Below are 12,585 nucleotides of genomic sequence, written 5' to 3'. Positions count from 1 at the left end.
ATTATGAAACAGAATGATGGTTTTCTTATAGAAGCCATTTTTCTTTTTTGAGCAGTTAGAAACACTCAACGTATCTATCTTTTTAGAGGAAAAAGGCTACGTAATTTGCGTTAGTCGTATTTAGTTGTGATTTTGCACATTTTTGTGCATTTATAATACTCTTGATTTGAGGGGTGAAGCAGTTGACAGGTCAACTAGTTCAATACGGACGACACCGCCAACGAAGAAGTTATGCCCGTATTAGTGAGGTATTAGAATTACCAAATCTTATCGAAATTCAAACCTCTTCTTATCAGTGGTTTCTTGATGAGGGTTTGCGAGAAATGTTCCAAGACATTTCTCCGATTGAAGACTTTACGGGAAATCTATCGCTTGAGTTTATCGACTACAGTCTAGGTGAAACGAAATATTCTGTAGAAGAGTGTAAAGAGCGTGATGTGACGTATGCAGCACCACTTCGTGTAAAAGTGCGTCTAATCAATAAAGAAACTGGTGAAGTAAAAGAGCAAGATGTGTTCATGGGGGATTTCCCGCTCATGACAGAGACAGGAACATTTGTAATTAACGGTGCAGAACGCGTTATTGTTTCTCAGTTAGTTCGTTCACCAAGTGTATACTACAGCGGAAAAGTGGACAAAAACGGAAAACGCGGATTTACTGCTACTGTAATTCCAAACCGCGGAGCTTGGTTGGAGTATGAAACAGATGCTAAGGATGTTGTTTATGTGCGTATCGATCGTACGCGTAAATTACCTGTAACTGTTTTGTTACGCGCATTAGGGTTTGGCTCTGATCAAGAAATCACCGAATTGATAGGTGATAACGAATACTTAAGCAATACGCTAGAAAAAGATAACACGGATAGCACAGAAAAAGCGCTGCTCGAAATTTATGAGCGTCTACGTCCAGGTGAGCCACCAACAGTAGAAAATGCAAAGAGTTTGCTTGTTTCTCGCTTCTTTGATCCAAAACGTTATGATCTAGCAAATGTAGGTCGCTACAAAATTAATAAGAAATTACACATTAAAAACAGATTGTTTAACCAACGTTTGGCTGAAACTTTAGTGGATCCTGAAACAGGTGAAATTTTAGCAACAGAAGGAACAATCCTAGATCGTCGTACATTAGATCGTATTTTACCTTATTTAGAAAAGAACATTGGTTTTAAAACAGTGAAACCGATGGGCGGAGTGGTAGAAGGTAATGTTGAATTACAATCTATTAAGATTTATGCTCCAGATGCAGATGGAGAGCGTTCTATCAATATTATTGGTAATGCGAATATCGATCGCGATGTAAAACATATTACACCAGGCGATATTATTGCATCTATTAGCTATTTCTTTAATCTTCTATATAAAGTAGGAGACACAGACGATATTGACCATTTAGGAAACCGTCGCCTACGTTCTGTAGGGGAATTGTTACAAAACCAATTCCGTATCGGTCTTTCTCGTATGGAACGTGTTGTTCGTGAGAGAATGTCAATTCAAGATACAAATGCAATTACACCGCAAGCGTTAATTAACATTCGTCCGGTTATTGCATCTATTAAAGAGTTCTTCGGTAGCTCTCAGTTATCTCAGTTTATGGATCAAACAAACCCATTAGCAGAGTTAACACATAAACGAAGACTATCTGCATTAGGACCTGGTGGTTTAACGCGTGAGCGCGCAGGCTTTGAAGTGCGTGACGTTCACTACTCTCACTATGGTCGTATGTGTCCAATTGAAACGCCAGAGGGACCAAACATCGGTTTGATTAACTCTTTATCTTCATTTGCGAAAGTAAATGAGTTTGGTTTCATTGAAACACCATATCGCCGCGTGGATCCAGAAACTGGCCGTGTAACAACACGTGTAGATTATTTAACAGCTGATGAACAAGATAATTATGTTGTTGCCCAAGCAAACGCACGTTTATCTGAAGATGGAGATTTCCTTGACGAAGACGTTGTAGCTCGTTTCCGAGATGAGAACGTTGTAGTAAAACGTGAACGTATCGACTATATGGATATCTCTCCAAAACAGGTTGTGTCTGCTGCGACAGCTTGTATTCCGTTCTTAGAAAACGATGACTCGAACCGTGCGCTAATGGGTGCGAACATGCAACGTCAAGCGGTTCCACTTATGAACCCAGAATCTCCAATTGTAGGTACTGGTATGGAGTACGTATCGGCGAAAGATTCAGGTGCTGCAGTAATTTGTAAACACCCTGGTATTGTTGAACGTGTAGAAGCTCGCGAAGTTTGGGTACGCCGTTATATCGAAGTAGACGGTCAGCAAGTAAAAGGTGACTTAGATCGCTACAAAATGTTGAAATTCATCCGTTCTAACCAAGGAACTTGTTACAACCAACGTCCAATCGTAAGTGTTGGCGATGAAGTTGTAAAAGGGGAGATTCTTGCAGACGGTCCTTCTATGGAAAAAGGTGAACTTGCACTTGGTCGTAACGTGCTTGTTGGCTTTATGACATGGGATGGTTATAACTACGAGGATGCGATCATTATGAGTGAGCGCCTTGTAAAAGATGATGTGTACACTTCAATTCATATTGAAGAATATGAGTCTGAAGCTCGTGATACGAAGCTAGGACCAGAAGAAATTACACGAGACATTCCAAACGTAGGGGAAGATGCGCTTCGCAACCTTGATGAGCGCGGTATCATCCGCATCGGTGCAGAAGTAAAAGACGGAGACTTGCTTGTTGGTAAAGTAACGCCAAAAGGTGTAACGGAGTTAACAGCAGAAGAACGCCTATTACATGCAATCTTTGGTGAGAAAGCTCGTGAAGTACGTGATACATCACTACGTGTACCACACGGTGGTGGCGGTATTATCTTAGACGTAAAAGTATTTAACCGTGAAGATGGCGATGAATTGCCACCAGGTGTAAATCAACTTGTACGTGCATATATCGTTCAAAAACGTAAAATTTCTGAAGGTGACAAGATGGCCGGCCGTCACGGTAACAAAGGTGTTATCTCCCGTATTTTACCGGAAGAAGATATGCCTTACTTACCAGATGGTACACCAATCGATATCATGTTAAACCCATTAGGGGTACCATCTCGTATGAATATCGGTCAGGTGTTAGAGCTTCATCTAGGTATGGCAGCAAGATATCTTGGTATCCACGTTGCAACACCAGTATTCGATGGTGCTCGTGAGGAAGATGTATGGGGAACAATTGAAGAAGCTGGTATGGCGCGTGATGCGAAGACAATTTTATACGATGGCCGTACTGGTGAACCGTTCGACAACCGTGTATCTGTTGGTGTCATGTACATGATTAAACTTGCACACATGGTTGACGATAAACTTCATGCTCGTTCTACTGGACCATACTCACTTGTAACGCAGCAACCTCTTGGAGGTAAAGCGCAGTTCGGTGGACAGCGTTTCGGTGAGATGGAGGTTTGGGCACTTGAAGCTTACGGTGCTGCATATACTCTTCAAGAAATCTTAACAGTTAAGTCGGATGATGTTGTTGGGCGTGTGAAAACGTACGAATCGATTGTAAAAGGCGAAAACGTTCCAGAACCAGGTGTTCCTGAATCATTCAAAGTATTGATTAAGGAATTACAAAGTTTAGGTATGGATGTTAAGATGATGTCTAGCGACGATACTGAAATTGAAATGCGTGATACTGATGACGATGATCATCAATCTGCAGATAAATTAAATGTCGAAGTTGAGGCAACGAAGGAATAATTGGGATAACCTGTAGATTAAAAGGGAGGTAGGCCCCTTGATAGATGTAAACAACTTTGAATATATGAAGATTGGACTTGCATCACCAGACAAAATTCGCTCTTGGTCATATGGGGAAGTAAAAAAACCCGAAACGATTAACTATCGTACATTGAAACCAGAGAAAGACGGTTTGTTCTGTGAGCGTATTTTCGGTCCAACAAAAGACTGGGAATGTCATTGTGGTAAATATAAACGTGTCCGTTATAAAGGTGTAGTTTGTGATCGATGCGGCGTTGAAGTAACGCGTGCGAAAGTTCGTCGTGAACGTATGGGTCATATTGAATTAGCTGCTCCTGTATCTCATATTTGGTATTTCAAAGGTATCCCAAGCCGCATGGGACTTGTCTTAGACATGTCCCCTCGCGCGCTTGAAGAAGTAATTTATTTCGCTTCTTATGTAGTAACAGAAAGTGGAGATACACCACTTGATAAGAAGCAACTTCTTTCGGAGAAAGAATACCGTGCGTATCGCGATAGATACGGAAACTCTTTCCAAGCTTCCATGGGCGCAGAAGCAATTAAGAAGTTATTACAAGATATCGATCTAGATAAAGAAGTAGACTTCTTAAAAGAAGAGTTAAAAACAGCGCAAGGACAACGTCGTACGCGCGCTATTAAACGTCTAGAAGTATTAGAAGCATTCCGTAACTCTGGAAACGAACCATCTTGGATGATTCTAGATGTTCTTCCAGTTATCCCACCAGAACTTCGCCCGATGGTACAGTTAGATGGTGGACGTTTTGCAACTTCTGACTTAAACGACCTATATCGTCGTGTAATTAACCGTAACAATCGTTTAAAACGTTTATTAGACTTAGGTGCACCAAGCATTATTGTCCAAAACGAAAAGCGTATGTTACAAGAAGCAGTAGATGCTTTAATTGATAACGGTCGTCGTGGTCGTCCAGTTACTGGGCCTGGTAACCGTCCGTTAAAATCTCTTTCCCATATGTTAAAAGGTAAGCAAGGACGCTTCCGTCAAAACTTATTAGGTAAACGTGTTGACTACTCTGGTCGTTCCGTTATCGTTGTAGGACCGAACCTGAAAATGTACCAATGCGGTCTGCCAAAAGAAATGGCGCTGGAACTGTTCAAACCTTTCGTTATGAAAGAGTTAGTAGGAAAAGGTTTAGCGCACAACATTAAGAGTGCTAAACGTAAAATTGAACGAGTACAACCTGAAGTTTGGGATGTTTTAGAGTCTGTAATTAAAGAACACCCTGTACTTTTAAACCGTGCTCCAACGCTTCACCGTCTTGGTATTCAAGCGTTTGAACCTACATTGGTAGAAGGTCGTGCAATTCGTCTGCATCCACTTGTATGTACTGCATACAACGCGGACTTTGACGGTGACCAAATGGCGGTTCACGTTCCGTTATCATCAGAAGCACAGGCAGAAGCTCGTCTTCTTATGTTAGCTGCACAAAACATTTTGAACCCGAAAGATGGAAAACCAGTTGTTACACCGTCTCAGGATATGGTATTAGGTAACTACTACTTAACGCTTGAGCGCGCGGGTGCAATTGGTGAAGGTATGATTTTCAAAGATACGAACGAAGCATTACTTGCATACCAAAACGGATATGTACACTTGCATACTCGTGTTGCTGTTGCAGCAAGCTCTGTAAATAACGAAACGTTTACAGAAGAGCAAAACAGCAAGCTGTTGTTAACAACAGTTGGTAAGTTAATATTCAATGAAATCTTACCGAAATCATTCCCTTACATTAATGAACCAACAAAAACAAACTTGGAGAAAGAAACTCCAGTGGAATACTTTGTTGAAAAAGGTTCTAACGTAAGAGAAATTATTGCTAGTCGCGAAGAAGTGGCGCCATTTAGCAAGAAAATTCTTGGTAATATCATTGCGGAAGTATTTAAACGTTTCAAGATTACAGAAACGTCTCGCATGCTTGATCGTATGAAAAACCTAGGATTTAAATATTCTACAAAAGCTGGTATTACAGTTGGGGTAGCGGATATCCTTGTATTAGGTGAAAAAGAAGAAATCTTGCGTGAAGCGCAAGCAAAAGTAGATACAGTAATTAAACAATTCCGTCGTGGTTTAATCACGGAAGAAGAACGTTATGATCGCGTTATCTCTATTTGGAGTAATGCAAAAGACGTTATCCAAGGAAAACTGATGAAAACTCTAGATAAGCGCAACCCGATCTTCATGATGAGTGATTCTGGTGCCCGTGGTAACGCATCGAACTTTACTCAGCTTGCTGGTATGCGTGGTTTGATGGCCAACCCATCTGGACGTATCATCGAACTTCCAATCAAATCAAGTTTCCGTGAAGGTTTAACGGTACTTGAGTACTTCATCTCTACGCATGGTGCGCGTAAAGGTCTTGCCGATACAGCACTTAAAACTGCCGATTCTGGTTACTTAACACGTCGTCTTGTTGACGTTGCACAAGATGTTATCGTTCGTGAAGATGACTGTGGAACAGATCGTGGTTTATTAATTGGCGCAATTAAAGAAGGAAACGAAATTATCGAATCCTTATACGATCGTCTTGTAGGACGTTTCGCAAGAAAAACTCTGAAACATCCAGAAACAGGCGAAGTGTTAGTTCGTGAAAATGAATTAATTACAGAAGATATCGCTCATATCATCGAAAAATCAGGCGTTGAACAATTGTACATCCGCTCTGCATTTACATGTAACACACGCCACGGCGTATGTAAGAAGTGTTATGGTCGTAACTTAGCTACTGGTACAGACGTAGAAGTAGGAGAAGCGGTAGGTATTATCGCAGCTCAATCTATCGGTGAGCCAGGTACACAGTTAACGATGCGTACATTCCATACAGGTGGGGTTGCTGGAGACGATATCACACAAGGTTTACCGCGTATTCAAGAGATTTTCGAAGCGCGTAATCCGAAAGGGCAAGCGGTTATCAGTGAGATTGATGGTGTTGTTGCAGCGATTAACGATGTGAAAGATCGCCAAGAAGTTGTTGTACAAGGTGATGTAGAAGCTCGTACGTATGCAATTCCTTATGGCGCTCGTTTAAAAGTAGCTCCAGGACACCGCATCGAACACGGTAAAGAACTTACTGAAGGTTCTATCGATCCGAAAGAATTACTGAAAGTAACAGATATTACGGCAGTTCAAGAATACTTGCTTCGTGAGGTACAAAAAGTATACCGTATGCAAGGGGTAGAAATTGGTGATAAGCACGTTGAAGTAATGGTTCGCCAAATGCTTCGTAAAGTTCGTGTAATCGATGCTGGTGAAACAGACGTATTACCAGGAACATTACTTGATATCCATCAATTTACAGATGCAAATGCGAAAGTGTTGCTTCAAGGCAAGCAACCAGCAACGGCGCGTCCAATCCTTCTTGGTATTACGAAGGCTTCACTTGAAACAGATTCGTTCTTATCTGCAGCATCATTCCAGGAAACAACTCGTGTGTTAACTGATGCGGCAATTAAAGGTAAGCGTGACGAACTTCTTGGTCTGAAAGAAAATGTTATTATCGGTAAGCTTGTTCCAGCTGGTACAGGTATGAATCGTTACCGTAAAGTCGATCTTGTGAAAACAGCACAAGAAGAAATAAATGTAGAAAATGACGAGGTTTACGTAGAAAACTAAAATTTTCCGTCGTAAATTTTGCATAAAAAAAATAATCCTAGTTGACATTATGCGATGCAAAATGTTAATATAAGCAAGGTTGCTCCTTAATAAACGTTGAATGTAATTCAACACGGTATAGTTAGAACGTTGTCGTAGCTTTTAGCAATGCAACATAACATACTTTTTCAAAACTGGATCTTAACATGAAAATGAGTGAGATCAAGTAGGAGCTTCAGTGATAGGAATAACAAGTTAAAACTGTTTTTGTGAGGAGAGAGCATTTGCTCTCCCTTGCAAAAACTTTGTTTTCAACTAATAATGAACCACCTGGATATGTGGTCATACAAACGTGCGAAGGGAGGATAAATTAATGCCTACTATTAACCAATTAGTGAGAAATGGACGTACTGATAAAGTATGGAAATCTAAATCACCTGCGTTAAACAAAGGTTTCAACTCTTTAAAGAAAAAAGCAACTGATATCTCTGCACCTCAAAAACGTGGTGTATGTACTCGTGTTGGTACAATGACTCCGAAGAAACCGAACTCAGCGTTACGTAAATACGCTCGTGTACGTTTAACAAATGGTATCGAGGTTACTGCTTACATCCCAGGTATCGGTCATAACCTACAAGAACACAGCGTAGTATTAATTCGCGGTGGTCGTGTAAAAGACTTACCAGGGGTACGTTACCACATCGTTCGTGGTGCGCTTGACACAGCTGGTGTTGACAAACGTATGCAAGGACGTTCTAAATATGGTACTAAGAGACCAAAACCTGCTAAGAAATAATAAAACTGAACTGAAAGGAGGAACTCAATATGCCTCGTAAAGGACCTGTTGCGAAACGTGACGTGTTACCAGATCCAATGTACAATTCTAAACTTGTAACACGCCTAATCAACAAAATGATGGTTGACGGTAAAAAAGGTAAATCTCAAACAATTCTTTATAATGCGTTCGATATCGTTCGCGAACGTACTGGTAACGAACCAATGGAAGTATTCGAGCAAGCTCTTAAGAACATCATGCCTGTTCTTGAAGTACGCGCTCGTCGTGTTGGTGGTGCTAACTACCAAGTTCCAGTTGAGGTTCGTCCAGAACGCCGTACAACTTTAGGTCTTCGCTGGTTAGTAAACTACGCTCGTCTTCGTGGTGAAAAAACTATGGAAGAGCGTTTAGCTTACGAAATCTTAGATGCAGCTAACAACGCTGGTGCATCTGTTAAGAAACGTGAAGACACTCACAAAATGGCAGAAGCTAACAAAGCATTTGCTCATTACCGTTGGTAGGATTCAACGAAAAATAACTATAAGCATAAACCGCTTTATTTGTCGCTTATGGAAGTGTGGAGAGGGAGAATTCCTCTCCCTTTCAATGGGCGCTCGTTTTACATAATGAGGGTACTAGACATACTGACATATGTAACAAAATAAAGTGGCTTTTTTGCTACTTAAAATAAAAAAATCCAATCCATATTAGGAAGGAGAAAGACACCAAATGACAAGAGAGTTCTCCTTAGAAAACACTCGTAATATTGGTATCATGGCTCACATCGATGCTGGTAAAACAACAGCAACTGAGCGTATCCTGTACTACACAGGCCGCATTCACAAAATCGGTGAAACTCACGAAGGTGCATCTCAGATGGACTGGATGGAGCAAGAGCAAGAGCGTGGTATCACAATTACTTCTGCGGCAACTACAGCTCAATGGAAAGGTCATCGTGTAAACATCATTGACACTCCAGGACACGTAGATTTCACTGTAGAAGTAGAACGTTCTTTACGCGTACTTGATGGTGCGGTAGCAGTACTTGACGCGCAATCTGGTGTAGAACCACAAACAGAAACTGTTTGGCGCCAAGCTACTACTTACGGTGTACCACGTATCGTGTTCGTTAACAAAATGGACAAGATCGGTGCAGACTTCTTATACTCTGTAGGAACAATTCATGACCGTTTACAAGCAAACGCACATCCAATTCAGTTACCAATCGGTGCTGAGGATCAGTTTACAGGAATTATCGACCTAGTAGAAGAGTGTGCATACATGTATGCAAACGACTTAGGAACAGATATTCAACGTATTGAAATTCCTGCAGAACATAAAGAATTAGCTGATGAATACCGCGGAAAACTTATCGAAGCGGTAGCAGAGCTTGATGAAGAAATGATGATGAAGTACCTAGAAGGTGAAGAAATCACTGTAGAAGAGCTTAAAGCTGGTATCCGTAAGGCTACAACTTCTGTAGAATTCTTCCCAGTAATCTGTGGTTCTGCATTCAAAAATAAAGGTGTTCAAATTCTGTTAGATGCAGTTATCGACTACCTACCATCTCCATTAGACGTACCAGCTATTAAAGGTACTCTTCCGGACACAGATGAAGAAGTAGAACGTCATTCTAGCGATGAAGAGCCTTTCGCAGCATTAGCATTCAAAATCATGACTGACCCTTATGTTGGTAAGTTAACATTCTTCCGTGTGTACTCTGGTGTGTTAAACTCTGGATCATACGTGAAAAACTCAACTAAAGGTAAGCGTGAGCGTGTAGGTCGTATCCTACAAATGCACGCAAACAGCCGTGAAGAGATTTCAACAGTTTACGCTGGTGACATCGCTGCTGCTGTTGGTTTAAAAGATACTACAACTGGTGATACTCTTTGTGACGAGAAGAGCCTTGTTATCCTTGAGTCTATGGAATTCCCAGAGCCAGTTATCTCTGTAGCTATCGAACCAAAATCTAAAGCTGACCAAGATAAAATGGGTACAGCATTATCTAAGCTTTCTGAAGAAGATCCAACATTCCGTGCTCACACTGACCAAGAAACTGGCCAAACAATCATCGCTGGTATGGGTGAACTTCACCTTGATATCATCGTTGACCGTATGCGCCGTGAATTCAAAGTGGAAGCAAACGTTGGTGCTCCTCAGGTAGCATACCGTGAGACTTTCCGCGCTGCTGCGAAAGTTGAAGGTAAGTTCGCTCGTCAATCTGGTGGTCGTGGACAATTCGGTCACGTTTGGATTGAGTTTGAACCTAACGAAGAAGGTAAAGGATTCGAGTTCCAAAACAAGATCGTTGGTGGTGTAGTTCCACGTGAATACATCCCAGCTGTAGGAGCAGGTCTTGAAGATGCACTTAAAAATGGTGTACTAGCTGGTTATCCTCTAGTAGACATTAAAGCTGCATTAGTTGACGGATCTTACCATGATGTTGACTCCTCTGAGATGGCGTTCAAAATCGCTGCATCTATGGCTCTTAAAGCTGCGGTTTCTAAATGTAACCCAGTAATTCTTGAACCAATGATGAAAGTTGAAGTTGTAATTCCTGAAGAGTACATGGGAGATATCATGGGTGACGTAACTTCTCGCCGTGGACGCGTAGAAGGTATGGAAGCTCGTGGTAACGCGCAAGTTGTTCGTGCTATGGTTCCACTTTCTGAAATGTTCGGTTATGCAACGGCATTACGTTCTAACACGCAAGGACGCGGAACATTCTCAATGACATTTGATCATTATGAAGAAGTACCGAAGTCTATTTCAGAAGAAATTGTTAAAAAAAATAAAGGTGAATAATTGATTTTTATCGATTGTTCAAGTATAACTACTTATGTAAGCTTAGAAAGCGGGGCTTAGGTCCCTTACTTTCTAGTCTAAATATAAAATAATCTATATAAACAAGGAGGAATTTAGAATGGGAAAAGCTAAATTCGAACGTTCTAAACCACATGTTAACATTGGTACAATCGGCCACGTTGACCATGGTAAAACTACATTAACTGCTGCTATCACTACAGTTCTTGCAAAAGCTGGTGGTGCTGAAGCGAAAGGTTACGACCAAATCGATGCTGCTCCAGAAGAAAGAGAGCGCGGTATCACAATCTCAACTGCGCACGTTGAGTACGAAACTGAAACTCGTCACTATGCACACGTTGACTGCCCAGGTCACGCTGACTATGTTAAAAACATGATCACTGGTGCTGCTCAAATGGACGGCGGTATCTTAGTAGTATCTGCTGCTGATGGCCCAATGCCTCAAACTCGTGAGCACATCCTTCTTTCTCGTCAAGTAGGTGTTCCTTACATCGTTGTATTCTTAAACAAATGCGACATGGTTGACGACGAAGAGCTACTAGAATTAGTAGAAATGGAAGTTCGCGATCTATTATCTGAATACGACTTCCCAGGCGATGATATCCCTGTAATTAAAGGTTCTGCTCTTAAAGCTCTTCAAGGAGATGCTGAGTGGGAAGCAAAAATCATCGAATTAATGAACGAAGTTGACGCTTACATCCCAACTCCAGAACGTGACACTGAAAAAGCATTCTTAATGCCTGTTGAGGACGTGTTCTCTATCACAGGTCGTGGTACAGTTGCTACAGGTCGCGTAGAGCGTGGTATCGTTAAAGTTGGTGACGTAGTAGAAATCATCGGCTTCACTGAAGAAAACAAATCTACAACTGTAACTGGTGTAGAAATGTTCCGTAAGCTTCTTGACCAAGCACAAGCTGGAGACAATATCGGTGCACTACTTCGTGGTGTAGCTCGTGAAGAAATCCAACGTGGACAAGTTCTTGCTAAAACTGGCTCTGTAAAAGCTCACGCTAAATTCAAAGCTGAAGTTTTCGTATTATCTAAAGAAGAAGGTGGACGTCACACTCCATTCTTCGCTAACTACCGTCCGCAATTCTATTTCCGTACAACTGACGTAACTGGTATCATCCAATTACCAGAAGGTACTGAAATGGTAATGCCTGGTGACAACATCGAAATGACTATCGAACTTATCGCTCCAATCGCTATCGAAGAGGGAACTAAGTTCTCTATTCGTGAAGGTGGACGTACAGTAGGTTACGGTGTAGTTGCAACTATCGTTGAGTAATCTTAACTGATATATGAAACCCAAGGGATTTTCCCTTGGGTTTTTTATTTATAATAGATAAAACCTATTTTTTAAGTTTTGACGAGTTTCTTCTATAATATATAAATCGTAAAACCTTGCGACCAAAAACTGTTAAAGTAATTACGACAGATGAAAACTTGAAATTCATTAAAGTACCATGTATAATAGCAAAAGTACAGTAAATGATGATGTGCACAAATAAAGTGTTGCATCTAGACTAGAAACGTTGTATAATAAACAATGTTGGTCTTTGACTGCGATGAAGTGGAAGGTTGCTGACACACCCGGCCGCTTTGCCATGGCGAGTGTGTGGAAATTTCCATGGAGAATGTCT

The 12,585-nt window shown here is 41.2% G+C and carries 6 protein-coding genes; all 6 read left to right on the top strand.

Annotation, left to right across the window (positions count from 1 at the left end; genetic code table 11):
* Positions 1-182 precede the first annotated feature (182 nt).
* Complete coding sequence (rpoB, locus tag ACIGHG_RS22550) at positions 183-3,713, top strand: DNA-directed RNA polymerase subunit beta (protein WP_336474424.1); 3,531 nt, start codon at positions 183-185, stop codon at positions 3,711-3,713.
* 37 nt (positions 3,714-3,750) lie between these two features.
* Positions 3,751-7,362 (top strand): DNA-directed RNA polymerase subunit beta', encoded by a 3,612-nt coding sequence (rpoC, locus tag ACIGHG_RS22545; protein ID WP_336474425.1) that lies wholly within the window; start codon positions 3,751-3,753, stop codon positions 7,360-7,362.
* Between the two features lie 352 nt (positions 7,363-7,714).
* On the top strand, positions 7,715-8,137 hold the full coding sequence (gene rpsL, locus ACIGHG_RS22540; RefSeq protein WP_090918580.1) for a 30S ribosomal protein S12: 423 nt from the start codon (positions 7,715-7,717) through the stop codon (positions 8,135-8,137).
* A gap of 29 nt (positions 8,138-8,166) precedes the next feature.
* Complete coding sequence (gene rpsG / locus ACIGHG_RS22535) at positions 8,167-8,637, top strand: 30S ribosomal protein S7 (protein WP_020062289.1); 471 nt, start codon at positions 8,167-8,169, stop codon at positions 8,635-8,637.
* 208 nt (positions 8,638-8,845) lie between these two features.
* On the top strand, positions 8,846-10,924 hold the full coding sequence (fusA, locus tag ACIGHG_RS22530; RefSeq protein WP_336474426.1) for an elongation factor G: 2,079 nt from the start codon (positions 8,846-8,848) through the stop codon (positions 10,922-10,924).
* Positions 10,925-11,042: 118 nt separating this feature from the next.
* Positions 11,043-12,230, top strand: a complete 1,188-nt coding sequence (tuf, locus tag ACIGHG_RS22525; protein WP_090918574.1) for an elongation factor Tu — start codon at positions 11,043-11,045, stop codon at positions 12,228-12,230.
* Positions 12,231-12,585 lie beyond the last annotated feature (355 nt).

It is taken from the genome of Bacillus sp. NPDC077411 (assembly GCF_044543425.1).
Classification (GTDB): domain Bacteria; phylum Bacillota; class Bacilli; order Bacillales; family Bacillaceae_G; genus Bacillus_A; species Bacillus_A bruguierae.
Note: the sequence above shows the minus strand (reverse complement) of the source record. Positions and strands in the feature narration are given on the sequence as shown.